Source organism: Streptomyces sp. NPDC051555 (assembly GCF_044454405.1).
Lineage (GTDB): Bacteria > Actinomycetota > Actinomycetes > Streptomycetales > Streptomycetaceae > Streptomyces.
Genome location: NZ_JBITDP010000001.1, coordinates 363,089 through 387,544 on the forward strand (window position 1 = coordinate 363,089; position 24,456 = coordinate 387,544).

The following is a 24,456-nucleotide window of genomic DNA, read 5'->3' on the forward strand; positions in this document are numbered from 1 at the left end:
CACGGGTGTCGTCCGGCCCTCAACAGCCCGATTTCCGCTGATCGGCCCGCTGCCCGGCCCCCCTTGCTCAGCCCACCAGGATCCGCTTCAGCTCCCGGGCCGCGCGCGGCGGGGCCACGTCCGTGCGGTGGGCCAGGGCGATCGTGCGGCGCAGTGGTGAACCCGCCAGGGGAGTCGTGCGCAGCCCGTGCCCCGCGTGGTCGACCACCATCGCCGGGACCACCGCGAGCCCCAGCCCGGCCCGCACGAAACCGAGGACCGCGTCCATCTCGCCCCCCTCCACCGTGAACACCGGCTCGAAGCCCTCGGCCCGGCACGCGGCCACCGTCAGTTCCCGCAGGTCGTAGCCGTGCCGGAACATCACCATCGGCTGCTCGCGCAGGTCCCGGATGTGCAGCGGACCGCCGTCGCCCGGCGGCGGGAGTTCCGCCGAGGAGATCACCACGAGGTCCTCCGTCAGCAGCTCCACGGTCGTGAGCGCCGGCGCCGACGGCGGCAACGGCAGCGTGACCAGGGCCAGATCCAGGGCCCCCCGCGCCAGCTCGCGCACCAGGTCCAGCGACCCGCTCTCCTCGATCATCAGCTCGATCCCCGGGTGCGCGGTGTGGTAGGCGCGAAGGACGTCCGGCAGCAGGCCCGTGCACACGCTCGGCGTGGCTCCCAGTCGCACCCGCCCGCGCCGCAGCTGCGCCAGTTCCTGTACTTCCAGGCGGGCCGTGTCTGCGTCGGCCAGGATCCGCCGCGCCAGCGGCAGCAGGGTCTCGCCCGCGTCCGTGAGCGTGATGTTCCCCCGTGCCCGGCTGAAGAGCTCGGCGCCCAGCTCCCGCTCCAGCGCCTTGATCTGCTGGGAGAGCGACGGCTGGGCGACGTGCACCCGCTCCGCCGCCCGGGTGAAGTGCTTGGTCTCGGCGACGGCCACGAAGTACACGAGTTGCTGGAATTGCATCGTCCCAGCTTAGACCACCTCATAGTCGTGTCCTATCAAGATGAGCCTCATCATGTCTTGGACCTTTGGGGCCCTTGGTCCCTACCGTCTGGACCTATGGCTCTGGCAACGCGGACGGGCCGACGGCCGTCCACCACGCGCACGCTCTGGGACTCCACCGTCGGCAAGAAGACCGTCATGGCGGTGTCCGGGTTGATCATGCTCGGATACCTCGTGGTCCACATGTTCGGCAACCTGAAGATCTTCTTCGGGGCCGCGGAGTTCAACGGCTACGCGGCCTGGCTGCGCCACATGGGCGCGCCGGTCCTGCACAGTCAGTGGGGGCTGTGGATCGCGAGGATCGCCCTGGTCGCCGCCGTCGTCGCGCACGCCGTCTCCGCCTACCAGCTGAGCCGCCGCGACATCAAGGCGCGCCCCGTCAAGTACGCCCACAAGCGGCGGCGCGCCGGCTACGCCACCCGCACCATGCGCTGGGGCGGAGTGATCCTCGGGCTGTTCATCGTCTGGCACATCCTCGACCTGACCACTCTGACGGTCAACGAGCGCGCGCTGGAGGGGCATCCGTACGAGAACGTCGTGGCGACCTTCTCCACCTGGTACGGCAACGTCATCTACATCACCGCGATGACGGCCCTCGCCCTCCACGTCCGGCACGGCTTCTGGAGCGCGGCCCAGACCCTCGGCGCGGGCAACGCCCGCCGCGACCGGACGCTCAAGGCCCTCGCCGACCTGCTGGCCCTCGTCCTCTTCGTGGGATTCGTCTCGGTCCCCGTCGCCGTCATGACCGGATTGGTGGGCTGACCATGAGCTCGAACAGCTACGCCGACTACCGCACCGGCGAGCCGATCGCCGACGCCAAGGCCCCCGCGGGTCCGGTCGCCGACCGTTGGGACCGCCGCCGCTTCGAGGCCAAGCTGGTCAATCCGGCCAACCGCCGCAAGCACACCGTCATCGTCGTCGGTACCGGCCTCGCCGGCGGCGCGGCCGGCGCCACCCTCGCCGAACAGGGCTACCACGTCGTCCAGTTCTGCTTCTCCGACTCCCCGCGCCGGGCCCACTCCATCGCCGCGCAGGGCGGCATCAACGCCGCCAAGAACTACCGCAACGACGGCGACTCCGTGCACCGGCTGTTCTACGACACGGTCAAGGGCGGCGACTTCCGCGCCCGCGAGTCCAACGTGCACCGTCTCGCCCAGATCTCCGTGGAGATCATCGACCAGTGCGTGGCCCAGGGCGTCCCCTTCGCCCGCGAGTACGGCGGCCTCCTCGACACCCGCTCCTTCGGCGGGGTCCAGGTCTCCCGGACGTTCTACGCCCGCGGCCAGACCGGCCAGCAACTGCTGCTCGGCGCCTACCAGGCCCTCTCCCGGCAGATCGCCGCCGGCAACATCGAGATGCACGCGCGCACGGAGATGCTCGACCTCGTCGTGGTGGACGGCAAGGCGCGCGGGATCGTGGCCCGCGATCTGATCACCGGGAGGATCTCGACCCACTTCGCAGACGCCGTCGTCCTGGCCACCGGTGGCTACGGGAACGTCTTCTACCTCTCCACCAACGCCATGAACTCCAACGCGACCGCGATCTGGCGGGCCCACCGCCGCGGTGCGCACTTCGCCAACCCCTGCTTCACCCAGATCCACCCGACCTGCATCCCGCGCACCGGCGACCACCAGTCCAAGCTGACCCTGATGAGCGAGTCGCTGCGCAACGACGGCCGGATCTGGGTGCCCAAGGCCCACGGGGACACCCGTCCCGCCTCCCGGATCCCCGAGGAGGAGCGCGACTACTACCTGGAGCGGATCTACCCCTCCTTCGGCAACCTCGTGCCCCGCGACATCGCCTCCCGCGCCGCCAAGAACGTCTGCGACGAGGGGCGGGGCGTGGGCCCGGGCGGTCAGGGCGTCTACCTCGACTTCGCCGACGCCATCCGCCGCATGGGCAAGGACAAGGTGGCCGAGAAGTACGGCAACCTCTTCGAGATGTACGAGCGGATCACCGCGGAGAACCCCTACGAGGTCCCCATGAGGATCTACCCCGCCGTGCACTACACGATGGGCGGACTCTGGGTCGACTACGACCTGGCGACGACCGTTCCCGGGCTCTTCGCGATCGGCGAGGCCAACTTCTCCGACCACGGTGCCAACCGGCTCGGGGCCTCCGCCCTCATGCAGGGCCTGGCCGACGGCTACTTCGTCCTGCCGTCCACGATCAGCGACTACCTCGCCCGCCATCCCCGTACCGAGGCCCTCGAGGACACCCACCCCGAGGCCGTGTCCGCCGTGCGGGAGACCGAGGCCCGCATCGCGCGGCTCATCGCGGTCGACGGCGACCGCACCCCCGACTCCTTCCACCGCGAGATCGGTGAGCTGATGTGGGAGTACTGCGGCATGGCCCGTACCGAGGAGGGGCTGCGCAAGGCGCTCGACCGCCTTCCGGAGATCCGGGAGGAGTTCTGGCGGCGGGTCAAGGTCCCGGGCGGCGGCGAGCAGTTCAACCAGACCCTGGAGAAGGCCAACCGGGTCGTCGACTACCTGGAGTTGGCCGAGCTGATGTGCCTCGACGCCCTGCACCGCGCCGAGTCCTGCGGCGGCCATTTCCGCGTCGAGTCCCAGACCCCGGACGGCGAGGCCGAGCGCCGCGACGAGGAGTTCTCCTACGCCGCGGCCTGGGAGTTCACCGGGACCGCCGCCGCCCCCGTCCTGCACAAGGAACAACTAGCCTTCGAGTACGTCCACCCCACTCAGCGGAGCTACGCATGAAGCTCACCCTGCGCGTCTGGCGCCAGCAGCACGCCGACGCCCCCGGCGCCATGAAGGTCTACGAGGTCGACGGCATCTCGAAGGACATGTCCTTCCTGGAGATGCTCGACACCCTCAACGAGGACCTGATCCTGCGCGGCGAGGACCCGGTCGCCTTCGACCACGACTGCCGCGAGGGCATCTGCGGTGCGTGCAGCCTGGTCATCAACGGCGACGCACACGGACCGGAGCGCACCACCACCTGCCAGCTGCACATGCGGTCCTTCGCGGACGGCGACACCATCGACGTCGAACCCTGGCGGGCCGCGGCCTTCCCGGTGGTCCGCGACCTGGTCGTGGACCGCAGCGCCTTCGACCGGATCATCCAGGCGGGCGGTTACATCACCGCGCCGACGGGAGCCGCACCCGAGGCGCACGCCACGGCGGTGCCCAAGCCCGTAGCCGACCACGCCTTCGAGAACGCCGAGTGCATCGGCTGCGGCGCCTGCGTGGCGGCCTGCCCGAACGGTTCGGCGATGCTCTTCACCGCGGCCAAGGTCAACCACCTCAACGTGCTTCCGCAGGGCTCCCCGGAGCGGGAGACCCGCGTGTTGGACATGGTGGCCCGGATGGACGGCGAGGGGTTCGGCGGCTGTACCCTGACCGGCGAGTGCGCCACCGCCTGCCCCAAGGGCATCCCGCTCCCGTCGATCGCGGCGATGAACAAGGAATGGCTCCGGGCCGTCCGCAAGGGCGGTCATTAGGGTCGGGCATCGGGGTCGGGCGGACATGCGGCGCCGGGCTTTTCCGGAAGTGTTTCGGGAAAGTCCGGTTTTGTCGAAGGGTCGAGCGAGATTCCTGTGCGGGGCCTGTGACCTGCATTGACTTGTACGGAACGCCAAAGGTCCAAGGTCCTGTTCAACATTCAGCCATCTCGGCTTATTGTGATGTTGACCTGGGCGGAACCGCCGTTCACGGCCGAGGGAAATACGACCGCGACCCCCGAGGTGTGAGCATGAGCGGCTTCCGCAGGCGCCTGCGCTGGACCGGCCTGCACCGACTCGTCCGCGTCCTGCGCCCGTCCGCCCGCGTCCCGAAGCAACCGGGTCGCACGGAGCGCGAACGCCTCGACGGCGCGGCGCAGGCCCCGCGCCCGCCCGACCGCGAGGAGGAGCTGCTCGCCGTCCTCGCCCCGAGCGAGGGCGCCGTCCGCTACCGGGGGCGCCTCGCCCTCGTACGGGACGACCTGCTGCCCGCCGACATGCGCGCCGTGAACCTCCGGGCCGCGGCCGAGGCCCTCGAAACCGCGGGCATCGACTACGGACTGGTCCCCGACGGCGGCCTGCTGCACCGGGTCGCCCTCGCCCCCGGCACGCGCACCTCCGCGCTGGCGGCGTGCGCGCGGGCCTTCACCGGCCGCCCCGTCTACGCCGAACTGCTCGGCGACGGCGGAACCCTGGGCGTCACCCTCGCCGAGGCCCTCCCCGCGGCCGTCGCCGCCAAGGAGACCGAGCGCCGCCACGACGCGGCCCCCGACGACGAGGACCCGCACCACAAGGTCAAGGGCGTGCGCCTGCACCAGCCCGTGGTGACCTCCGGGCGGACCCTCTACCTCGGCGCCGACCACGGCTGCGACCTGGAGTTCTGGGACCCTCCGGCATCCGGCTCGGGCGGGATCGCCTCGCTGCGCGACACCCCCTTCGGCTGGTGGGTGCCCTCCCTCGCCGCCACCCTGACCCGCCGCGTCGGCGACCGCGAGTACCCCGTCGTGGACGCCCTCGCGCGGCGCTTCCCCGACGACATCGACTTCCCGATCGACGCCGTGGTCACCTGGGTGGACGCCGCCGACCCCGTCTGGCGTCGTCGCAGGGACCGCACCAAGGCCGAGTACGCGCAGGACATGTCGGCCGACGGCTCCGGGGCCGGCGGCGCGGCGGGCGTCCCCGCCGTCGACGACGCGGACCACCGTTACCGGGACCGCGGCGAGCTGCGCTACTGCCTGCGCTCCATCGCGGCACACGCCCCCTGGATCCGGCGGATCTTCGTCGTCACCGACGACCAGGTGCCCGGCTGGCTCGCCACCGACCATCCGCAGGTCACCGTCGTCTCCCACCGCGAGCTCTTCGCCGACCCCGGCGCGCTGCCGGTCTTCAACTCGCACGCCATCGAGACGCAACTGCACCGCATACCCGGTCTCGCCGAGCACTTCCTGTACTTCAACGACGACATCTTCCTCGGCCGGCCCCAGCGGCCCCAGGGCTACTTCCTCCCCTCCGGGCTGCCCCGGGTCTTCCACGACACCCGGGCCGTCCCGCCCAGCTCGCCGGAGACCCACGACGACGTGTTCACCGCCTCGCAGCGGGCCACGCGCCGCGCCGTCGAGGAAGTCGCCCAGCGCACCTACCCGCGCATCCTGGCCCACGCGCCGTACCCGATGCGTCGCTCCCTCTTCGCCCGGCTGGAGGAACGGCTCCCCGGCCGGCTCGCGGCCACCAGCCGCTCCGCCTTCCGCAGCGCCACCGACCTCGCCCCGATCACCCTGGCGGCGCACCTCGCGCTCGCCGAGGGCCGGGCCGTCGAAGGCGAACTGACCCTCGCCTACGTCTCCACCGACCGCTCGGAGGAGATCGAACGGCTGCCCGAGCTGGTCCACGACCGGCGCACCGACGCCTTCTGCCTCGCCGACGACTGCGGAACGGAGCTGTCGCCGGACGAACAGCACCGGGCGGTCACCGCCTTCCTGGAGGCGTACTTCCCGGTCCTCTCCCCCTACGAGAAGTCCGCGCCCGTGCCGGCGGCCGAGGGGCAGCGGGCCCCCGAGCCTGCGCCGATCGGCTGACCTCGGCGGCCCCGCACCGTGCCGCGTCCCTGACCGCGCACGGTCATGGGTGACAGTGTTCGGCATGGCAGAAGCACCCGAAATCGCCCGCAGCGGACCGCGGCGCCGGACCGTGCTCGCCGCACTGGCCCCGATCGCCCCGCTGGCCCTGGCCGGCTGCGCCGCCGAGGAGCGGCCGGTCACCCCCGCACCGGGCCCGCAGCCGCCCGCCAAGGACGCCCTGGTCATGGTGATCCGGCACGCCGAGAAGCCGTACGCGGGCGACACCGGCGAGGACGACGAGGGCAACGACGACGCCGGATCCCTGGCCGTGCGCGGCCGCCGCCGCGCCGAGGCCCTGCCGCAGCTCTTCGCGCCCACCCCGGGCGCCCTCCTGCCCCGGCCCACGGTGATCTTCGCGGGCGGCGCGGCCGGAGCCGCCCGGTCCCGCCAGACCGTCGCCCCGCTGGCCGAGGCACTGCGCACGCCGGTACGGGCCGACCTCGCCGTCGGTCGCGAAGCGGACCTGGCCCGCGCCGTGCTCGCGGCCCGGGCCCCCGTCCTCGTCTGCTGGGAGCACACGGGCGTCCCGCGGCTGGTCGGCGCCCTCGGCGCCGACCAGGTGCTCGGGATCCCGGCGGGCTGGCCCGACCGCTACGACCTCGTCTGGCTGCTGGCCCGCCGCCAGGGCCGCTGGAGCTTCCGCGAGCTCCCGCAGCACCTGCTCACCGGAGACGCATAGCCCGCGCCAGGTAGCCGGCGGTGAGTCCCTCCCCGGCCCGGGCCACCCGGGCCGGTGGTCCGGCCGCCACCACCCGGCCACCCTCCGCACCACCGCCCGGGCCCAGGTCGAGCACCCAGTCCGCGCCCGCCACCACCGCCATGTCGTGCTCCACGACCACCACCGAGTGCCCGGCGTCCACCAACCCGTGCAGCCGGTCCAACAGCACCTCCACATCGGCCGGGTGCAGTCCGGTCGTCGGCTCGTCCAGCACGTACAGGGTGTGGTCGCGGCGCACCCGTTGCAGCTCGTTCGCCAGTTTGATCCGCTGGGCCTCGCCGCCCGAGAGCTCCGTCGCGGGCTGTCCGAGCCGCAGGTAGCCCAGGCCGATGTCGGTGAGCGCCCGCAGCGCCCGGTCGGCCGCCGGAACCTCGGCGAAGAACGCGGCCGCCGCCTCCACGGTCAGCGCCAGCACCTCGGCGATGTTCAGGCCCGCGTGGCGCACCTGGAGGGTCTCGTCGTTGTACCGGGCGCCCGCACACAGCGGACAGGGGGCGTAGGTGCTGGGCAGGAAGAGCAGCTCCACCGAGACGAAGCCCTCGCCCTGGCAGGTCTCGCAGCGCCCGCCCGCCACGTTGAAGGAGAACCGGCCCGCCTTCCAGCCGCGCGCCCGCGCCTCGGGGGTGGCCGTGAAGAGCGCGCGGACCGCGTCGAACAGGCCCGTGTAGGTCGCCAGGTTGGACCGCGGGGTCCGGCCGATCGGCTTCTGGTCCACCTCCACCAGCCGCCGGACCGGGAACCCCGGCCCGGCCGCCGCGATCCGCTCCCGCACCGTCTCGGCCAGCACCTGGCCCACCAACGTGGACTTGCCCGATCCGGAGACCCCGGTGACCGCCGTGAACACGCCCAGCGGGAACGCGGCCGACAGGTCCCGCAGATTGTGCCGGGTGACCCCGGACAGTCGCACCTCACCGGTCGCCTTCCGCGGCACCCGCTCGGCCCGCCCGCCGGCCCCCGCGCTCCCCGGTGCGGGGTGCAGGAACCGCGCCGTGGCCGAATCGGGCACCCCGGCGAGGTCCTTCGGCGGCCCGCTGTAGAGCACCCGGCCGCCGTGCTCCCCGGCCCGTGGCCCGACGTCCACGAGCCAGTCCGCGTGGCGCACCACGTCCAGGTGGTGTTCCACGACGAAGACGGTGTTCCCCGCCTCCTTCAACCGGTCCAGCACGCCGAGCAGCGCCTCCGTGTCGGCCGGGTGCAGCCCGGCCGACGGCTCGTCCAGGACGTACACCACGCCGAACAGCCCGGACCGCAGCTGCGTCGCCAGGCGCAGCCGCTGCAGCTCGCCCGCCGACAGGGTCGGCGCCGTCCGGTCCAGGCTCAGGTACCCCAGGCCCAGTTCGGTCACCGCGCCGATCCGCGCCCGCAGGTCCGCGGCCAGCACCCGGGCCGCCTCACCGGTCGGGGGAGCGCAGGCCAGTACGGCGTCCAGCTCGGTCAGCGCCAGCGCCGCGAGCTCCGCGATCGTCCGGCCCGCGAAGGTCACGGCGAGCGCCTCGGGGCGCAACCTGCTGCCCGCGCAGACGGGGCAGGGGGAATCGGCGAGGAACTTCTCGGCCCGCGTCCGCAGGGTGGCGCTCTTCGTGGAGCCGAAGGTCTTCATCACGTAGTGTCGCGCACTCATGTACGTGCCCTGGTAGGGCCGCTGGATCCGGTCGGCGTCCCGCACCGGGTGCACGGTCACCACCGGCTGCTCCTCGGTGAACAGGATCCACTCGCGGTCCCGCGCCGGCAGCTCCCGCCAGGGACGGTCCACGTCGTGGCCCAGCACCTCCAGGATGTCCCGCAGGTTCTTGCCCTGCCAGGCCCCCGGCCAGGCGGCGACGGCGCCCTGGCGGATCGACAGGCCCGGATCGGGCACCAGGAGTTCCTCGCTGGTGCGGTGGACCCGGCCGAGCCCGTGGCAGGAGGGGCAGGCGCCGGCGGCCGTGTTGGGCGAGAAGGCGTCCGAGTCCAGTGGGGGCGCGCCCGGCGGATAGGTCCCGGCCCTGGAGTACAGCATCCGCAGGGAGTTCGACAGCAGGGTCACGGTCCCGACGGAGGAGCGGGAGCCCGGCGTGGAGCGCCGCTGCTCCAGGGAGACGGCGGGCGGCAGACCGGTCACCGAGTCCACCTTCGGCGCGCCGATCTGGTGGATGAGCCGCCGGGCGTAGGGCGCCACGGATTCGAAGTACCGGCGCTGCGCCTCGGCGTACAGGGTGCCGAAGGCGAGCGAACTCTTTCCGGATCCGGAGACCCCGGTGAAAACGGTCAGGGCGTCGCGGGGGACGTCCACGTCGACCCCGCGCAGATTGTGTTCCCGGGCGCCCCGCACGCGGACGAAGGAATCACGGGCGGGGAGATCGGTCGACTGGCGCATTCATCACATTTTACGGGGTCCGGGTCACCGCGCCGGGCGCCGGGACACCCGTTAGGGGGACTTACTTCGTCGGGGCCACTGGCTACGCTCGTCCCTGAATCCACCCGCATGCAATTGCATATGGGATGGAGGGAGTGTTGGATATGGGATTTCGGGAAGAGGTGGCCCGTGGGGTTCGAGAACGGCATGGCGGCGGACGGCATCACATCGGTGCGCTGGGTGAAGAGCAGTGCGAGCAGCGGAATCGGGAACTGCGTGGAGGTGGCGGCCTTGCCGGGAGGCGAGTTCGCGGTGCGCAATTCGAGGTTCCCGGGCGGTCCCGCACTGGTCTTCACCCAGGACGAGATGACGGCGTTCGTGGCGGGCGCGGGCGCGGGGGAGTTCGATCACCTGCACGGAGCGAGTGCCTAGGGTAAATTCCTGGCCAATGCTTGATGAAACGGGCATGCGAGATCCAGACTGGGCCGCTGATGGCGCTTTTCAGTCAGCAAGGAGCTCGCATGCCCGGTCGTCCGCGACCACGGCGCGGGGCCACCGCCCCCCCGTCCCCCGGTCCGTCCCCCGCCGTGGCCCCCGCCGAACGCGGTCCCGCATCGCGGTTGTTGGGCGAACGGCTGCGGAGATTGCGGGAGGACCAGAAGATGTCCCTCGTGGACGCAGCGGCCCTCATCCGGGGGTCCGCGTCCAAACTGAGCAGACTGGAGCGGGGCGAGAGCCCGCCCAAGACCAACGACGTCTGGGACCTGGTGCGCCACTACGGCCTGCCCGCGACCGAGTACGACGAGATCCACGAACTCCTCGGCCAGGTGCGGCTGGAGGGCCGTGCCCGCAAGTACGAGGACCTCACGCCGGACTTCCTGCGCAGGCTCATCTCGCTGGAGGCGCAGGCGAAACGGATCTGCGCGTACGAGACCCACGTGGTCCCCGGATTGCTCCAGACCAAGGAGTACGCCGAGGTGCTGGTGGGCCAGGCCACGGATGCGGACCCGGTGGAGATCAGCCGGCACGTCCGGGTCCGCGAGGAGCGCCAGCGGCTGCTGCACCGCCCGCACCGCCCCGAACTCATCATGATCCTGGACGAGAGCGTCCTGTACCGGCCCGTCGGCGGACCCCGGGTGATGTGCGACCAGATGCGGCACCTGAGGAGCTTCGCCTCCGACGGATCCACCGACGCGCACATCCGGATCCTGCGCTTCGATCACGAACAGGTCGGCACGGCCCCCGGATTCCCCGTCACCCACCTGCAGTTCGTCGACGGCGGGCCGGCCGAGCTGGTGTACGTCGAGCAGTTGGAGAGCGCGGACTACGTGACGGCCCCCGCCCGCGTCCGGCGCTACCGCGAGGTCATGGACCACCTGATGGAGCGCGCCCTGCCATGGCGGGAGAGCGTCGACTTCCTCGACGAGCGGATCCGGGACTACGCGCAGCAGTCGCACCGTTCGGAGCAGTTCGAGCAGTCGCAGCCGGTGGAACCGGCCCCGGTCGGACGCTGATTCAGGGGATCCGTCCCACTCCGCCCCACGCGATCAGGTCCGTGGCACGGGGCAGCGGCGGCCGGACCGGATCCGGACGCCAGTCGGTGACGTCCCCCAACCCGGGGTCCATGATCTCCAGCCCGTGCAGGAAGCCGCGGACCTCGTGCTCCTCGCGCACGCGGCCCCATCTCCCCTGCGTGGCGCCCCTGATGAGCGAGGTGACCTGTTCGCGGACCTCGGGACAGCGGCTGGTGTACTGGCACACGACTAGGAAACTGCCGGGCGCCAGGCGCTCCTTGACCCGCTCCAGCATGGGGACGACGTCCTCGTCGGGCAGGCACTGGGAGACGGCCACGAACAGGGCGGCCGTGGGTTCGTCGGGCCGGACGAGCCCGCGCACCTGGGCACAGTCGAAGATGGCTGCGGTGTCCCGGACATCGGCGGCGACCACGGCGGTCCACGGGTTCTCGACCAGCCGGGCCCGGGCATGGGCCAGCACCAGCGGATCGTTGTCGATGTAGACCACGCGCGCCTCGGGGGCGACGGCCCCGGCGACCTCGTGCACGTTGTCACGGGCGGGCAGGCCGCAGCCGTGCTCCAGGAACTGCCGCACGCCGTAGTCCCGGGCCAGCACCCGGACCGCGCGGCGCAGGAAGGACCTGCTGGCGAGAGCCAGGGTGCGGGACCCGGGTGCGATGCCGATCAGGTCGTCGCAGACCTTCTGGTCCACGGGATGGTTGTCGACCCCCCCGAGCAACCGGTCGTAGATCCGCGCGACGCTCGGCGTGCGCACACCGTGGTGCATCCGTCCCCCTCAACCCTTGCCAGGAGTTGTTCCGGTCACAACTGACCATGTTAGAGAGGATGCGGGGCCCGCGCCGTCACCTGAAGGTGTTCAATCCGGGGCGCGCGGGGGCAGGGGTCGCGCGGGATCGCGTCCGGCGGTCCCGTGGGACCGCCGGAGCGGCAGCCGTCAGGGCGCCCGGCGCCGGGCGCGCTCCCGGCGCTCGCGCCGGATCCTGCGGACCCGGCGTTCCCGCGCGACCCACAGGCCGATCGCGAAGAGGAGCGCCACCAGGGTCAGCGCGAAGCCCACGACGTCGAGGGTCGCGGAACCGCCCCACCGGTACAGGAGCAGGGCGACGAGCAGGCAGAGGGGGGCGAGGACCGTGGCCAGCACGAGGCGCAGGAGGGTTTGCCCGCCGGACGGCTGCGGGATACTGCGCTTACGGTGCACCGGGTTCCATGCGAGGACCCCCCGGCGTAGCGGGTTGAGCAAGGTGATTCCTTTTCCCTTCGCTTGACGGACGGCCCTGGGCGCGCCAACGCTCGGGGCCGTCTTACTGTGTTGAATGCGGAGCCGAATCTACCGTCTCCTCAGCGGAAGTGACGTCCCAGCAGAACGTGCAAGGGTGCCCCTCATGGGAATTCGAATCTCCCTATGATCGGTCCACCGTTGTCAATCCGACCGATACGGCCTGGCCCGGGTCCTGTGAGCGGCGAAAGGGGCTTTGCGCAGCGGAGGTTCGGGTGCGGCGCAGGGTCGGGAAGTGCCGCGTAAGTTCACTCTCAGGAATGAAGATCGAATATCCTGGGCGGCTCCGGCCCATTGCGTGCTGACGGAATCGCCCGTGCGTATGCAACGCGCGGCGGGGGCGGAATTCGCGGAGGTGAAGGGTTCCCCGGCCCCGGCCCCGGTCCCGGTCCCGGTCGCTGTCGGTGCCCGCGCCTAGGCTGGCCCGCATGAGTGATCACGCCACCCGCCGCCCCCTGGCCGTCTTCGACATCGACGGGACCCTCGCCGACACCGCGCACCGCCAGCACTTCCTGGAGGTCCGCCCCCGGGACTGGGACGGCTTCTTCGGCGCGGCGCAGGACGACCCGCCGCTCGCGCGGGGCGTGGCGCTGGCGGTCGAGAGCGGCGCCGACTGCGAGGTGGTGTACCTGACCGGTCGGCCCGAGCGGTGCCGCGCGGACACCCTGGAGTGGCTGACGCGGCACGGGCTGCCCGAGGGGCGGGTGTGGATGCGCGGGAACCAGGACCGGCGTCCGGCGCGGACGACCAAGCTGGAGGTGCTGCGCCGGATCGCCCGGGGCCGGGAGGTGCGCATGCTCGTGGACGACGACGAGCTCGTGTGTCAGGCGGTGCGTGCGGCGGGGTTCCGCGTCGTGCGGGCCGACTGGGCGGCGGACGCGCCGGAGCTGCGCGAGGCGCAGGAGGGCGAGGGGCGTACCTGATCGGGCCGGGGGCCCGGCTCAGTCCTCGCCGTCGAGGCGGAAGCCCACCTTGAGCGCCACCTGGAAATGCGCGACCTCGCCGTTCTCGATGTGTCCGCGCACCTGGGAGACCTCGAACCAGTCGAGGTTGCGCAGGGTCTGGCCCGCGCGGGCGATGCCGTTGCGGATGGCCTGGTCGATGCTCTCGGTGGAGGTGCCGACGATCTCGGTCACCCGGTAGGTGTGGTTGGACATGGGGCTCTCCCGAGGGTGGGGACTGGTGCCTCGTTCCACGGTGCCCCAGTACGTCCCGGTCCGCGAGGCGGAGGCGGTGGCCGAGCGGTGCGCGAGGGCGGCGCGGGGGTCCGTACGGCCCACATGCGGCGTTCCTGTGAACCCGTTGTGTGCGTCAGGTGGAGGAGTCGTACCGGTTCGTCGCTTTTGCGCAGAGAATCCAAAGCCTGAGCCCCTTGACCCGCCCATTGGTCCATGCCAATTTCAAGCCATCTGAGATCAACCCCCCAGAAGGTGACCTTCGTGAAAATGCGTTTCCTCGCCGTGTGCACGGCCTTGGTGGCCGCCACCGCGCTGACCGGCTGCAGCGTGCTCGGCGAATCGGACGGCGGGCCCCAGAAGGTCACCCTGTGGCTCATGAAGGGCAGTGCCTCGGACGACTTCATCAAGAAGTTCACCGACTCCTACGAGAAGGACCACCCCGGGATCGACCTCGACGTCAAGATCCAGGAGTGGACGGGCATCGGCGACAAGGTCAACGGCGTCCTGAAGGGCAAGGGCAAGGAGAAGGCCGACGTCATCGAGGTCGGCAACACCCAGGTCGCGCAGTACATCGAGACCGGTGGCCTGTCCGAAGTCACCCTGGAAGGGCTGCGCGAGTGGGGCAGCAAGGACTGGCTCAAGGGCCTCGCGGACCCCGGTAGCGTCGGCGGCGCCCAGTACGGCGTCCCCTGGTACGCGGCCAACCGGGTGGTGATCTACAACAAGGACATGTTCGCGAGCGCCGGGATCAAGACGCCGCCCAAGAGCCGCGGGGAGTGGATCTCCGCCACCCAGAAGCTCGACAAGGGCGCCCAGCAGGGCATCTACCTGCCGGGCCAGAACTGGTACGTGCTGTCCGGGTTCATCTGGGACGAGGGCGGCGACCTGGCCGTGGAGACCGGCGGCCAGTGGGTCGGCACCCTCGACACCAACGAGGCGCTCGCCGGCATGGACTTCTACAAGCAGCTCCAGGCGCTCGGCGACGGCCCCAAGAGCTCCGACGAGGAGAGCCCCTCACAGGCCGAGGTCTTCGCGCGCGGCCAGATCGCGCAGATCATCGCCCCGCCCGGGCAGGCCGCGCAGATCGAGGAGCTCAACCCGGCGCTCAAGGGCAAGCTCGGCTTCTTCTCGATACCCGGGAAGACCACCGAGAAGCCGGGCGCCGTCTTCACCGGCGGCTCCGACCTGATCATTCCCGACCACACCGCCGACCGGAAGGCCGCCGTGGACGTGATCTCGGCGCTGGTCAGCGAGAAGTGGCAGACCGAGCTGGCGCGCGAGATGAGCTACGTGCCCAACAAGACCACGCTCGCGCACGTCGTCGAAGGCAACGACGGCGCCACCGCGATGGCCCCCGGAGCCGCCCAGGGCCGGGCCACCCCGAAGTCCGCGCGCTGGGCCGAGGTCGAGGCCAAAAACCCCATCAAGCCCTACATGACGGCCGTCCTGTCCGGACAGGACGCCAAGGAAGCCGCCAAGACCGCCTCCGAGGCCATCAGCAAGGTCCTCAGCTCCGACCGCTGAGTTCAGCGTTCGCACATCCGGGTGCCGCCGCTCGGTCATGTCGAATCCAGTCGGTCACGGAAGAAGTAGGGGAGACGGGCCGATACGCCGCCGGCCCGGCTCCCGCTTCCGGATCAGGAGCCGTCATGACCATCGCCCCCCTTTCCCCCGTACACCTCACCAACCTCCCCGCGGCCCCGCGCCCCGTACCCCCGCAGGCCGCCCCCGCCCCCGCCCACCCCGCGCCCCGCTACGCCGTCCGCCTGGCCCGCGACGAGGACGAGGTCCGCGCCGCCCAGCGGCTGCGCCACCAGGTCTTCGCGGGCGAGCTCGGTGCCCGCCTCGACGGCCCCGAGCCGGGACTGGACGCCGACGCCTTCGACGCCTACTGCGACCACCTCCTCGTCGTCGAGGAGGAGACCGAACAGGTCGTCGGCACCTACCGGCTACTGCCCCCGGAGCGCGCCGCGATCGCGGGGCGGCTCTACTCCGAGGGCGAGTTCGACCTCTCCGCACTCGCGCCCATCCGCCCCGACCTCGTCGAGGTCGGCCGCTCCTGCGTCCACCCCGACCACCGCAACGGCGCCGTCATCGCCCTGATCTGGGCCGGGCTGGCCCGCTACATGGACCGCTCCGGGCACAACTGGTTGGCCGGCTGCTGTTCCGTCCCGCTCGCCGACGGCGGGGTCCTGGCGGCCGCCACCCGCGAGACCGTCCTCGCCCGCAACCAGGCCCCGCAGGAGTACCGGGTCACCCCGCACCACCCGTGGAGCCCCGAGGGCATCTCCTTCCCCGACCGCGTCGAGCTGCCGCCGCTGCTGCGGGGATACCTGCGGCTGGGGGCCTGGGTGTGCGGGGAGCCCGCCTTCGACGCCGAGTTCGGCGTCGCCGACCTGTACGTCCTGCTCTCGCTGCGCCGCACCAACCCGCGCTACCTGCGGCACTTCCTCGCGCTCGCCCCGGGCGCATGAGCGCCTGGCTGCCCACCTCGCCCTGCACCCCCGACGCCTGCGCCGCCCACCACGGCCCGGCGGCGGGCGCCGGGCACGCGGCGGCGCGCCTGGCCACCGCCGTGCTGGTGCTGCTGCTCGGCATCCTGGCCGCGCCGGCCCTGCGGCTGCTGCCCGCCGGGGCCCGCGAGGCGCTCGTACGGGCCTGGGCGCGCGGGTTCGTCCGGTCCTTCGGCATCCGGATCACCGTCCACGGCAACCCCGGGCCCGAGGGGGCCCGGCTCGTCGTCCCCAACCACATCTCCTGGCTCGACGTCCCGCTGGTCATGGCCGCGCTGCCCTCCCGGATGCTGGCCAAGAGCGAGGTCCGCCGGTGGCCGGTCCTGGGGCGGCTCGCCACCGGCGCAGGGACCCTCTTCATCGAACGCGAGCGGATCCGGGCCCTGCCGGACACCGTGGGGGCGCTCGCCGCCGCGCTACGGTCCGGGGACCGGGTGACCGTCTTCCCCGAGGGGAGCACCTGGTGCGGCCGCGGCCAGGGGCCCTTCCGCCGGGCGGCCTTCCAGGCGGCGCTGGACGCGGGGGCCCCCGTACAGCCCGTCCGGATCGCCTACCGGCTGGCCGACGGGCAGCTCGCGGGAGCGCCCGCCTTCGTCGGGGACGATCCGCTCACCGCCTCGCTGTGGCGGATCGCCCGGTCCCGCGGTGTGCGGGCCGAGCTCACCCTGCTGCCGCGGATCCCGCCGGGCCGCCACGCGGACCGGCGGGAACTCGCCGCGGCGGCTCAGGCGGCCGTCACGTCCGCGCCGGCACCGCTCGGCGCAGTCCCGACCCCGCGCCGTGCGCCCTCGCGCATGTCACCGTCGTCCGTCGCCGCGGCGGCCGCGGCGACCGACAGCGACAGCGCGAACCGGCCCTCCCGGTCGGTCCACCACTGGGTCAGTTCGAGCCCCGCGGAGGCCAGCTCGTCGCGCACGCCCTCCTGACGGAACTTCGCGGAGACCTCGGTGAGGATCTCCTCGCCGGCCGCGAACGGCACCACGAGATCCAGGGCCCGGATCTTCACCAGGGCGTCCGTGCGGGCCCGCAGCCGCATCTCCATCCACTCCCGCTCCCGGTTCCACACCGCCACGTGCGCGAAATCGGCGGTGTGGAAATCGGCGCCCAACTCCCGGTCGATCACGGCCAGGACGTTCCGGTTGAACTCGGCCGTCACGCCCTGCGCGTCGTCGTACGCCGCGACCAGCACCGCCTCGTCCTTCACGAGGTCGGTCCCCATCAGCAGCGCGTCCCCGGGCGAGAGCATCGCCCGGACGGACGACAGGAAGGCGGCCCGCTCGGCCGGCCGCAGGTTCCCGATCGTCCCGCCCAGGAACACCACGAGCCGGGGCCCGGGCGTCGGCGGGAGCGCCAACGGCCGGGTGAAGTCCGCCACCAGAGCGTGGACCCGCAGCCGGGGCCGGTCCGAGAGCAGCACGTCGGCCGCGCCCCGCAGGGCGCTCTCGCTCACGTCCACCGGGATGTAGGTGTCCAGCGCGGGCAGCGCCTCGATCAGGTGCCGGGTCTTCTCCGAGGACCCGGACCCCAGCTCCACCAGCGTGCGCGCGCCACTGACCGCCGCGATCTCCCCGGCCCGCTCCAGCAGGATCTCCCGCTCGGCGCGCGTCGGGTAGTACTCGGGCAACCGAGTGATCTCCTCGAAGAGTTCGCTGCCCCGAGCGTCGTAGAACCACTTGGGCGGCAGTGATTTGGGCGAGCCGGTCAGCCCCTCGCGCACATCGGTGCGCAGCGCCGCCTCCGCCGCGTTCTCGTCGAGGGTCCGGGTCAACCGGAAGTCGCCCATGGGGAATTCACTCACTGTCCTGGTTCTCCTTGCTCGGTTTCGGGGTGCTCGCCTGCGGGGGGATCCCCTTGATCGCGGTCAGGCCGACACGGGTGCGCGAGGCGGTCAGCAGGGTCCGGTCGGGCACCTCGCACCACCGCGGGTCGTCGTCGTAGGGCTCGGACGCGACGACCGTGCGGCTCGTGCGGGCGTCCGCGAGGTACCAGAGCGAATCGCCCCAGGCCGTCGCCGCGATCGTGTGGCCGTCGGTGAGCAGCAGGTTCAGCCGTGACCCGGGAGCGGCGGCCGCCAGCTCCCGTACCGGCCCGGTCAGCGCGTCGCCCGGGCTCGCACCGGCCCGCAGGGCGCGCAGTACGAGCGCCCACACCAGCACCGAATCGGACCGGGCCGCCAACTGGAGCAGTTCCAGCGGTGGGAGCGTCGCGGCGGCCGCGGCGGCCGAGTCCGGCCAGTCCCGGACCGCTCCGTTGTGACTGAACAGCCAGGGCCCGGCCGTGAAGGGCGCGGCCGCGGCCTCCCCGTCCGCGCCGCTCAGGGTCGCGTCGCGGACGGCGGCCAGCGCGGCCCCGCTGCGCACGACCCGGGCGAGGTCGCCGAAGGTGGCGTCGCCCCACACCGGGCCCGCCCTGCGGTAGCGGCCCGGTATCGGGTCGCCCTCCGCGTACCAGCCCACGCCGAAGCCGTCGGCGTTGACCGTCCCGTAGCGCTGGTGGCGCGGCTCCCAGGACTGGCGCACCAGGGAGTGCTCCGGTTCGGTCAGCAGCCGGCCGAGCGGCGCCACGGGTCCGAGCCAGGCGATGTGACGGCACATCAGGCATCCCTCGCGGTGCGGAAACCGGCGAAGATCTGGCGGCGCACCGGCAGGTCCCAGTTGCGGAAGGTGCCCCGGCAGGCCACCGGGTCCACGGCGAACGAACCGCCGCGCAGCACCTTGTGCTCCGGGCCGAAGAACACCTCGGAGTACTCGCGGTACGGGAACGCCCTGAAGCCCGGGTACGGAAGGAAGTCGCTCGCCGTCCATTCCCACACGTCGCCGATCAGCTGGCGCACCCCGAGCGGGGAGGCCCCGGCCGGATAGCTGCCCGCGGCGGCCGGCCGCAGGTGCCGCTGGCCCAGATTGGCGTGCGCGGGTGTGGGATCGGCGTCGCCCCACGGGTAGCGGTGCGAGCGGCCGGTCGCCGGGTCGTGACGGGCCGCCTTCTCCCACTCGGTCTCGGTCGGCAGCCGCCGCCCGGCCCACCGGGCGTACGCGGCCGCCTCGTACCAACTGACGTGCAGCACCGGCTCGTCGGCCGGCACCGGCTCCACCACGCCGAAGCGGCGCCGCAGCCACTGGCCGGCCTCGCGGTACCAGAACAGCGGGGCCTCGATGCCGTGGCCGCGGATCTGGTCCCAGCCCTCGGCCGCCCACCAGCGGGGCTCGCCGTAGCCGCCGTCCGCGATGAAGGCCAGGTAGGCGGCGTTGGTGACCGGGACCGTGTCGATCCAGAAGGGCGCGGTCTCGCGGATGTGCGCGGGACGCTCGTTGTCAAGCGACCAGGGCTCGGTGGAGGTCCCCATCGTGAACGGGCCTCCGGGAACCAGGACTTCGGGAGCCGATGGCGCCGGGCCGGTCGCCGGTCCGGGCTCCGGGGCGGTCAGCACCGGGCCGCCGGGCCGCAGCTGATGGGTGATCAACATCGTTTCGTCGTGCTGCTGTTCGTGCTGCGCGATCATGCCGAAGGCGAAGCCGTCGTCGAGCAGCGTCGAACCCTCGAAGGCGGTGCGCTCCAACAGGTCGAACACCCGGCCCCGCACCTCGGCGCTGTAGCCACGGGCTTCGGCGGGTCCGAGCAGGGGCAGCGCGGGCCGCTGGGCGCGGGGATGCGCGAAGGCGTCGTACAGCGGGTCGATCTCGGGACGCATCGGTTCCCGCCCGGCGACGCGGCGCAGCAGCCACAGCTCTTCCTGGTTGCCGATGTGCGCGAGGTCCCACACCAGTGGGGACATCAGCGGCGAGTGCTGCGCGGTCAGGTCGGCGTCGGTCACCGGATCGGTCAGCGCCGCAGTCCGGGCCCGGGCGGCGATCAGCGCGGCGGCCGCCCGTTCGCGCAGGTCGCCCGGCGGCTGCTGGTCGGTCCCGCCGGTCGGGGCGGTCGCGGCGCTCACGGGCATTCCTCCTTGCGGACGGGGGCGCGGAAAGGCGCGCGGACAGGTGCGCGCACGGGGGCGGTGGCCGAGGCCGGGAGGGGCGGGGCGGCGGACCGGGGCCGTGCGTCGTCGACCCCACCGACCCCACCGAACCCGTCCACCTCATCGGCCGGACAGCGGCCGCGGCGCACGAACCGTTCGGTGAACTCCCCGACGGCGTCCCGCACCCGGGTGTCCGCGCCGAGCCGCGGCAACGCCTCGGTCGCGGCCCGGAAGCACGCGCGGGCCGCCGCGCGCAGCTCCGGATCGCGCGGCCCGTACCGGGCCGCCGAGCGCCAGAGCGGATTGCGCGGCGCCGGCCCCGGGCCGTAGGTGTCGGCCAGCCCCTTCGCCACGCGGTAGGCCGTCTCCGCGGCCTCCGGATCGTCGAACAGGGCGTGCACCACGGCCACCGGGACCAGCCAGCCGTCCGCGCCCGGCTGCGCGTCGATCATCCGCAGCTCCAGGTGACCGCGCGGCCGGATCGGCGGGAACAGGGTGGTCAGGTGGTAGTCGAGGTCAGTGGCGGTCGGCGGCCTGGGCCCGGCGCCACGCACCCACGCACGGAAGCTCAGGTCCCGCGGGACCTCCCACGCCGCGCCCGCGGCGTGCTCCGCGTCCGGGTCGCCCGCCCCGTCCCGGCCGGTCGGGTCCTGCGGACGTACGCACATCACCGCGGTGTCGAGCGCGTGGCGCACCCAGGCCGCGCGCGGGTCGGCGTCCAGCGGTGGGGCGAGGGCGCGCGCGGTGTCGAGGTCGCTCCAGACGCCCTGGCGGGAACACCGCCAGCCCGCGTACGGGCCGCTGTGGGCGGGGGAGTTGGCGAAGGCCGACACCAGCACCGCGCCGAGCAGGTGCGCGGAGCGCCAGCGCCTGCCGTGGCCGAGCGGGCCGGGCTCCTCGTGGCCCGCGTCGACGCAGACCTGCACGGAGGCGGACGCGCGCATCATGGCGCGCCCGGCCGGCCCGGTGCGGTCGAAGTAGGTCTCCATGGCCCGGTAGCGCGGGCTGTCGAGCAGTCGCCGCAGCGGCCGGCGCAGATCGTGCCCGAGCCCGTCGAGTACGACGCCCTGCGTGCCCAGGGCGGCGCGCACGGCGTCCAGATCGGCCTGGAGGTCGCCCACGCACCCCATCAAGGAGGTGGCGGGCGGTGAGCTGAGTTCGAGCTGGCCGCCCGGTTCGACGGTGAACCGGGAGCGCAGGGGCAGTGCGGCCGCCGCGTCGTGGGCGGCGGTGAGCCGGTCCGGCGACAGCGGCCGCGCGGGGTCCTCGGCGTCCAGCAGCAGCCACTCCAGTTCGGCGCCGAGCAGCCGGGGCGGGCCCGTCTTGAAACAGATGCCGCGCACGAGGTCCTCGGCGGCGGTCTCGGTGAGCGGCCGCGGGGAGTGCTCGGCGGCGCGTCCGGGGGGACGCCCTGGCGGATGTGCGCGCAGGTGCGTCAGGGGTGAGTCCTGGGGCATGACCGGATCCTCTTCTCCTGTCGTGAGCCGTGACGTCACCGTTGCCTACCCGTCGTGGTCGGGCCGTGAAGCGTGCGGATCGCATCAAGATCGCGCAAACACGTGCCGATTCGTGCAAGTAATTGCGTTGCCGCTTGCGGTGCCCGTTCCGCAGGATCGGGGGATGAGCAGCAGATTGAGGGCCATCGCGCTGGAAAACGCGCAGATCGTGGCGGCCGGGGGGTACCGGTCGCGGTCGGGGCGGGAGGTGGCGCTCGCCGCCGCCGTGGCGGAAGCCAAGGCAGGAACCAGGATATATGGCCCCAATCCGGTCATCCAGGGCAAGCCGGAGGGGGCGCGGAGCCGGGAGACCGTGTGCGAGGTGACCGGGGAGAGCAGCACGGTCGCCGCCCGCAGGCTCGCCCCGGCCGGCCCGGTCGCGGTCCTCAACTTCGCCTCGGCCCGCAATCCCGGGGGCGGATACGTCCGCGGGGCCAAGGCGCAGGAGGAAGCCCTGTGCCGCGCTTCGGCGCTCTACGAGACGCTGCTGGAGGCGCGCGAGTACTACGAGGTCCACCGCGCCGAAGTGAGCACCTTCTACACCGACCGGGTGATTCACTCGCCCGGGGTCCCGGTCTTCCGCGACGACCGGGGCGAACTGCTGGAGGTGCCCTTCCGGGCCGGCTTCCTCACCTCCCCCGCTCCGAACGCGGGCACCATCCGGCGCCAGGAACCCGAGCGGACCCACGAGATCCCGGCGGCGCTGGCCCGGCGGGCCGAGCGGGTCCTGGAGGTGGCGGCGCTGCACGGCTACCCGCAGCTGGTGCTGGGGGCGTGGGGGTGCGGGGTGTTCATGAACGATCCGGCCGAGGTCGCCGAGGCCTTCCGGGCGCTGCTGACGGGCCGGTTCGCGGGCGTCTTCGACCGGGTGGCGTTCGGGATCCTGGACCGCGCCCCGGGCCCACGCCGGGCTTTCGAGGCGGCCTTCCCGGGCTGAGGACGGCTTCCTGGTGGGTCACCCCCTGGACCATGTGAACCCCGTGTACGTCTCCCCGTGCGCCGGCGGCCGCGTCCAGGAGCGGGTGGTGAAGGTGTGCAGCCGCCCTTGGGTGAGCGAGTGCCGAGGCAGCAGCACGCCGAACTCCCGGGTCAACGCCTCCAGCAGCGAGCGCTCTGCCGCGGCGCCGTCCAGGGGGCTGCCGAAGAACCGGTGCGGGTCCAGCACCGCCGGTACCGCTCCGGCGGCGCGGAGCTCACCCTCCGCGTACGTGAACGCGTACTGCTCGACACCCTCCCGGGCCACCGACAGGTGGAACACGGGCGCACCGCGGTCCGCCCGCAGCCCGCTCCACACCACCACCGCGCGGGTGCCCGCGCTGGCGCCCGCGGCGGGGGAGCGCAGCCGCTGCCGGTCGAACGGGGCGGGCTCGCCGTCGAAGGCGAAGCTCCAGCCGTTGCCGGCCCGCCCGACCGACACGAGGGCCCGGTCGTCGTAGGAGGAGGACTCCCGCCGGCGCTGGAAGGCCCTGTTGCGCGCCTCCCAGGAGGTCATCGGCAGCTGGAGGAGGAGGCCGTCCTCCTTGCCCTCCCCCTCCGGGTCGGCGTCCGCGAGCCGGTCGGGCAGCTCCGCCGGCTCCACCCCCTCCACCAGGACGAACCGGTAGGAGGTGAGGTGGCCGCCGGGGTCCGGCTCCGCGAGCCACGCCAGGTTCCCCGGGTCGAGCCCGGCCGTCGGCTCCGGCACCGCGCCCGTCTGCCCGCCCCGCGGCGTGGCCAGCAGCTCCCGGCCCCGCTCCGGGGTGAGCAACGGGCCGAGCAACGGGTCGGCCAGCCATCCCAGCGGCGCCAGGTGGTCCGGCCCGCACGGCTCCCACAGGGGCAGGGCCTCCCGCAGCGTCCGCCACGCCCCGTCGGTGTCGCCCCATCGGACCAGCTCCCGGGCCCGCTCGACGGCCTCCCCGAACGCACCCGCCGCCGCGTACCGGTAGGTGCCGCCCCGCAGGCGCTCCAGCGTCGCACGGGCCAGGTCCAGCAGGTCCTCGTCGGCGCCCCGCACGGTGATCCTCAGCGCGGGGGCATCGCGGTGCGCGTCCGCGGCCAGCAGCAGCGGCAACAGCTCTTGCGCGTATCGGGGGTCCGCCACCAGGTCGCCGAAGGCCACCATGTAGGTCTGCCCGAGCAGGCGCCGGATCTGGTCGCCGAGCCCGGCGGCACCCGGCCTGCCGTACCCCTTGGCCTCGTCCAGCGCGGCCAGGGCCGACTCCCACCCGCCCCGCAACGCCTCCCGTCGGGCGTCGTCCACCAGGGCGTCCAGCTCGCGCGTGGTGTCGTTGACGAACTCCGGCTCCCCGTCCCCCGGATTCGCCCGGAGGTTGTGGAACTCCCGGTGCATGTCCCGCATGAACGCCCGGAAACCGGCGTACCGCTCGGGCGGCGCGGCCCGCCAGCCCGCCCAGGTGTACACGGCCCACTCGCCGTCCTCGTCGACGTCCTCCGGATCCATCAGGACGTAGGTGGCGTCGGACCGCACGTTCAGCTGGAGCCCGCGCCGCCAGAGGGCCGCCTCGCGCCGCGCCTCGGGACCGGCGTCGTCGTCCAGGTACTCCTCGAACACGTCGGCGAGCGTGGACTCGTTGTGGTGCCAGCGCGCCTGCGCGGTCCCTGCCAGGAGCCACACGAACCCGCCCGCGTGCCGCCACCCGTCGCTGACCGCGAGGAACTCCCGGTACGACGGGGGCATGCGGCGGCCGAGGCGCTCCTCCATGGCCGCCATCCGCTCCTCGGAGGCGGCCGGGAACCCCAACCACCGTGCCCGCAGGGCGAGCTCGTCGTCCTCGTTCCGCTCCTCGCCGGCCGCCGCGCAGTCCGACCACTCCCCGCTCCACTTGAGGAGGAAGGGCCGCCAGTCGAATGCCTCGGTGTCCGTCATGCACAGGATGGTGACA

21 protein-coding genes and 1 pseudogene are annotated in these 24,456 nt (G+C 72.9%); 12 read left to right on the forward strand and 10 right to left on the reverse strand.

Annotated elements, in window-relative coordinates; genetic code table 11:
* Positions 1-67: 67 nt before the first annotated feature.
* The gene (locus tag ACIBEA_RS01485; RefSeq protein WP_399256696.1) at positions 68-946 is read right to left on the reverse strand and encodes a LysR family transcriptional regulator; all 879 of its coding nucleotides are present in this window, start codon (positions 944-946) and stop codon (positions 68-70) included.
* A 96-nt stretch (positions 947-1,042) separates the two neighbouring features.
* On the opposite strand from ACIBEA_RS01485, the gene ACIBEA_RS01490 reads away from it, so the two are divergent.
* The 5 genes from ACIBEA_RS01490 to ACIBEA_RS01510 all read left to right on the forward strand — a co-directional run bounded on the left by ACIBEA_RS01490 (position 1,043) and on the right by ACIBEA_RS01510 (position 7,244).
* The gene (locus ACIBEA_RS01490) at positions 1,043-1,747 is read left to right on the forward strand and encodes a succinate dehydrogenase (protein ID WP_399256697.1); all 705 of its coding nucleotides are present in this window, start codon (positions 1,043-1,045) and stop codon (positions 1,745-1,747) included.
* 2 nt (positions 1,748-1,749) lie between these two features.
* Positions 1,750-3,705, forward strand: a complete 1,956-nt coding sequence (locus tag ACIBEA_RS01495; RefSeq protein ID WP_399256699.1) for a fumarate reductase/succinate dehydrogenase flavoprotein subunit — start codon at positions 1,750-1,752, stop codon at positions 3,703-3,705.
* On the forward strand, positions 3,702-4,448 hold the full coding sequence (locus tag ACIBEA_RS01500; protein WP_399256701.1) for a succinate dehydrogenase/fumarate reductase iron-sulfur subunit: 747 nt from the start codon (positions 3,702-3,704) through the stop codon (positions 4,446-4,448). The genes ACIBEA_RS01495 and ACIBEA_RS01500 overlap by 4 nt, the downstream gene beginning before the upstream one ends.
* Before the next feature lie 251 nt (positions 4,449-4,699).
* The gene (locus tag ACIBEA_RS01505) at positions 4,700-6,523 is read left to right on the forward strand and encodes a stealth conserved region 3 domain-containing protein (RefSeq protein ID WP_399256703.1); all 1,824 of its coding nucleotides are present in this window, start codon (positions 4,700-4,702) and stop codon (positions 6,521-6,523) included.
* 64 nt (positions 6,524-6,587) lie between these two features.
* Positions 6,588-7,244 (forward strand): hypothetical protein, encoded by a 657-nt coding sequence (locus ACIBEA_RS01510; RefSeq protein ID WP_399256705.1) that lies wholly within the window; start codon positions 6,588-6,590, stop codon positions 7,242-7,244.
* Here the strand turns inward: ACIBEA_RS01510 and ACIBEA_RS01515 are convergent.
* Entirely contained in the window at positions 7,228-9,639 is a 2,412-nt protein-coding gene (locus ACIBEA_RS01515) for an ABC transporter (RefSeq protein WP_399256707.1), read from the reverse strand. The genes ACIBEA_RS01510 and ACIBEA_RS01515 overlap by 17 nt on opposite strands.
* 186 nt (positions 9,640-9,825) lie before the next feature.
* On the opposite strand from ACIBEA_RS01515, the gene ACIBEA_RS01520 reads away from it, so the two are divergent.
* Both ACIBEA_RS01520 and ACIBEA_RS01525 read left to right on the forward strand, forming a co-directional pair.
* Positions 9,826-10,050, forward strand: coding sequence for a DUF397 domain-containing protein (locus tag ACIBEA_RS01520; protein WP_385780511.1), 225 nt, complete (start codon positions 9,826-9,828; stop codon positions 10,048-10,050).
* An 89-nt stretch (positions 10,051-10,139) separates the two neighbouring features.
* Positions 10,140-11,132 carry a helix-turn-helix transcriptional regulator gene (locus ACIBEA_RS01525; RefSeq protein ID WP_399256708.1) on the forward strand — a complete coding sequence of 331 codons (993 nt, stop codon included), beginning with the start codon at positions 10,140-10,142 and terminating at the stop codon, positions 11,130-11,132.
* Position 11,133: 1 nt separating this feature from the next.
* Here the strand turns inward: ACIBEA_RS01525 and ACIBEA_RS01530 are convergent, their stop codons facing one another.
* Both ACIBEA_RS01530 and ACIBEA_RS01535 read right to left on the reverse strand, forming a co-directional pair.
* Positions 11,134-11,919, reverse strand: a complete 786-nt coding sequence (locus ACIBEA_RS01530; protein ID WP_399256710.1) for an SAM-dependent methyltransferase — start codon at positions 11,917-11,919, stop codon at positions 11,134-11,136.
* 168 nt (positions 11,920-12,087) lie between these two features.
* The gene (locus ACIBEA_RS01535) at positions 12,088-12,351 is read right to left on the reverse strand and encodes a hypothetical protein (protein WP_399256712.1); all 264 of its coding nucleotides are present in this window, start codon (positions 12,349-12,351) and stop codon (positions 12,088-12,090) included.
* A 506-nt stretch (positions 12,352-12,857) separates the two neighbouring features.
* Here ACIBEA_RS01535 and ACIBEA_RS01540 point away from each other — a divergent pair.
* Positions 12,858-13,352, forward strand: coding sequence for a hypothetical protein (locus tag ACIBEA_RS01540; protein ID WP_399256714.1), 495 nt, complete (start codon positions 12,858-12,860; stop codon positions 13,350-13,352).
* 18 nt (positions 13,353-13,370) lie between these two features.
* On the opposite strand, the gene ACIBEA_RS01545 is transcribed toward ACIBEA_RS01540, so the two are convergent.
* Positions 13,371-13,586, reverse strand: coding sequence for a dodecin (locus tag ACIBEA_RS01545; protein ID WP_399256716.1), 216 nt, complete (start codon positions 13,584-13,586; stop codon positions 13,371-13,373).
* Between the two features lie 282 nt (positions 13,587-13,868).
* Between ACIBEA_RS01545 and ACIBEA_RS01550 the strand changes: the two genes are divergently transcribed.
* The 3 genes and pseudogenes from ACIBEA_RS01550 to ACIBEA_RS01560 form a co-directional block, all read left to right on the forward strand.
* Positions 13,869-15,131: an extracellular solute-binding protein gene (locus ACIBEA_RS01550; protein ID WP_399256718.1), complete on the forward strand. Its 1,263-nt coding sequence runs from the start codon at positions 13,869-13,871 to the stop codon at positions 15,129-15,131.
* Positions 15,132-15,256: 125 nt separating this feature from the next.
* On the forward strand, positions 15,257-16,081 hold the full coding sequence (locus ACIBEA_RS01555; protein ID WP_399256720.1) for a GNAT family N-acetyltransferase: 825 nt from the start codon (positions 15,257-15,259) through the stop codon (positions 16,079-16,081).
* Positions 16,078-16,608: pseudogene (locus ACIBEA_RS01560) on the forward strand (lysophospholipid acyltransferase family protein); the annotation flags it as partial. The gene ACIBEA_RS01555 and the pseudogene ACIBEA_RS01560, both read left to right, overlap by 4 nt.
* A 236-nt stretch (positions 16,609-16,844) precedes the next feature.
* Here the strand turns inward: ACIBEA_RS01560 and egtD are convergent.
* Genes egtD through egtA form a run of 4 tightly spaced genes read right to left on the reverse strand, consistent with a single transcriptional unit; the run spans position 16,845 to position 21,532 of the window.
* Positions 16,845-17,903: an L-histidine N(alpha)-methyltransferase gene (gene egtD / locus ACIBEA_RS01565; protein WP_399257889.1), complete on the reverse strand. Its 1,059-nt coding sequence runs from the start codon at positions 17,901-17,903 to the stop codon at positions 16,845-16,847.
* Positions 17,904-17,910: 7 nt separating this feature from the next.
* Positions 17,911-18,714, reverse strand: a complete 804-nt coding sequence (egtC, locus tag ACIBEA_RS01570; protein ID WP_399256722.1) for an ergothioneine biosynthesis protein EgtC — start codon at positions 18,712-18,714, stop codon at positions 17,911-17,913.
* Complete coding sequence (gene egtB, locus ACIBEA_RS01575) at positions 18,714-20,057, reverse strand: ergothioneine biosynthesis protein EgtB (protein WP_399256724.1); 1,344 nt, start codon at positions 20,055-20,057, stop codon at positions 18,714-18,716. Before egtB ends, egtC begins: the two co-directional genes overlap by 1 nt.
* On the reverse strand, positions 20,048-21,532 hold the full coding sequence (gene egtA / locus ACIBEA_RS01580; protein ID WP_399256726.1) for an ergothioneine biosynthesis glutamate--cysteine ligase EgtA: 1,485 nt from the start codon (positions 21,530-21,532) through the stop codon (positions 20,048-20,050). The genes egtB and egtA overlap by 10 nt, the downstream gene beginning before the upstream one ends.
* A gap of 163 nt (positions 21,533-21,695) precedes the next feature.
* On the opposite strand from egtA, the gene ACIBEA_RS01585 reads away from it, so the two are divergent.
* Positions 21,696-22,508, forward strand: a complete 813-nt coding sequence (locus ACIBEA_RS01585) for a TIGR02452 family protein (protein ID WP_399256728.1) — start codon at positions 21,696-21,698, stop codon at positions 22,506-22,508.
* A gap of 18 nt (positions 22,509-22,526) precedes the next feature.
* Here the strand turns inward: ACIBEA_RS01585 and ACIBEA_RS01590 are convergent, their stop codons facing one another.
* A complete protein-coding gene (locus ACIBEA_RS01590; RefSeq protein ID WP_399256730.1) occupies positions 22,527-24,440 on the reverse strand; it encodes an SMI1/KNR4 family protein in 1,914 nt (637 codons plus the stop codon).
* Positions 24,441-24,456 lie beyond the last annotated feature (16 nt).

What these genes read in the sequence shown, in the direction of transcription:
- ACIBEA_RS01485 (WP_399256696.1), bottom strand. Translation starts at nt 946, where the DNA reads ATGCAATTCCAGCAACTCGTGTACTTCGTGGCCGTCGCCGAGACCAAG.
- ACIBEA_RS01490 (WP_399256697.1), top strand. Translation starts at nt 1,043, where the DNA reads ATGGCTCTGGCAACGCGGACGGGCCGACGGCCGTCCACCACGCGCACG.
- ACIBEA_RS01495 (WP_399256699.1), top strand. Translation starts at nt 1,750, where the DNA reads ATGAGCTCGAACAGCTACGCCGACTACCGCACCGGCGAGCCGATCGCC.
- ACIBEA_RS01500 (WP_399256701.1), top strand. Translation starts at nt 3,702, where the DNA reads ATGAAGCTCACCCTGCGCGTCTGGCGCCAGCAGCACGCCGACGCCCCC.
- ACIBEA_RS01505 (WP_399256703.1), top strand. Translation starts at nt 4,700, where the DNA reads ATGAGCGGCTTCCGCAGGCGCCTGCGCTGGACCGGCCTGCACCGACTC.
- ACIBEA_RS01510 (WP_399256705.1), top strand. Translation starts at nt 6,588, where the DNA reads ATGGCAGAAGCACCCGAAATCGCCCGCAGCGGACCGCGGCGCCGGACC.
- ACIBEA_RS01515 (WP_399256707.1), bottom strand. Translation starts at nt 9,639, where the DNA reads ATGCGCCAGTCGACCGATCTCCCCGCCCGTGATTCCTTCGTCCGCGTG.
- ACIBEA_RS01520 (WP_385780511.1), top strand. Translation starts at nt 9,826, where the DNA reads ATGGCGGCGGACGGCATCACATCGGTGCGCTGGGTGAAGAGCAGTGCG.
- ACIBEA_RS01525 (WP_399256708.1), top strand. Translation starts at nt 10,140, where the DNA reads ATGCCCGGTCGTCCGCGACCACGGCGCGGGGCCACCGCCCCCCCGTCC.
- ACIBEA_RS01530 (WP_399256710.1), bottom strand. Translation starts at nt 11,919, where the DNA reads ATGCACCACGGTGTGCGCACGCCGAGCGTCGCGCGGATCTACGACCGG.
- ACIBEA_RS01540 (WP_399256714.1), top strand. Translation starts at nt 12,858, where the DNA reads ATGAGTGATCACGCCACCCGCCGCCCCCTGGCCGTCTTCGACATCGAC.
- ACIBEA_RS01545 (WP_399256716.1), bottom strand. Translation starts at nt 13,586, where the DNA reads ATGTCCAACCACACCTACCGGGTGACCGAGATCGTCGGCACCTCCACC.
- ACIBEA_RS01555 (WP_399256720.1), top strand. Translation starts at nt 15,257, where the DNA reads ATGACCATCGCCCCCCTTTCCCCCGTACACCTCACCAACCTCCCCGCG.
- egtD (WP_399257889.1), bottom strand. Translation starts at nt 17,903, where the DNA reads ATGGGCGACTTCCGGTTGACCCGGACCCTCGACGAGAACGCGGCGGAG.
- egtC (WP_399256722.1), bottom strand. Translation starts at nt 18,714, where the DNA reads ATGTGCCGTCACATCGCCTGGCTCGGACCCGTGGCGCCGCTCGGCCGG.
- egtB (WP_399256724.1), bottom strand. Translation starts at nt 20,057, where the DNA reads ATGCCCGTGAGCGCCGCGACCGCCCCGACCGGCGGGACCGACCAGCAG.
- egtA (WP_399256726.1), bottom strand. Translation starts at nt 21,532, where the DNA reads ATGCCCCAGGACTCACCCCTGACGCACCTGCGCGCACATCCGCCAGGG.
- ACIBEA_RS01585 (WP_399256728.1), top strand. Translation starts at nt 21,696, where the DNA reads ATGAGCAGCAGATTGAGGGCCATCGCGCTGGAAAACGCGCAGATCGTG.
- ACIBEA_RS01590 (WP_399256730.1), bottom strand. Translation starts at nt 24,440, where the DNA reads ATGACGGACACCGAGGCATTCGACTGGCGGCCCTTCCTCCTCAAGTGG.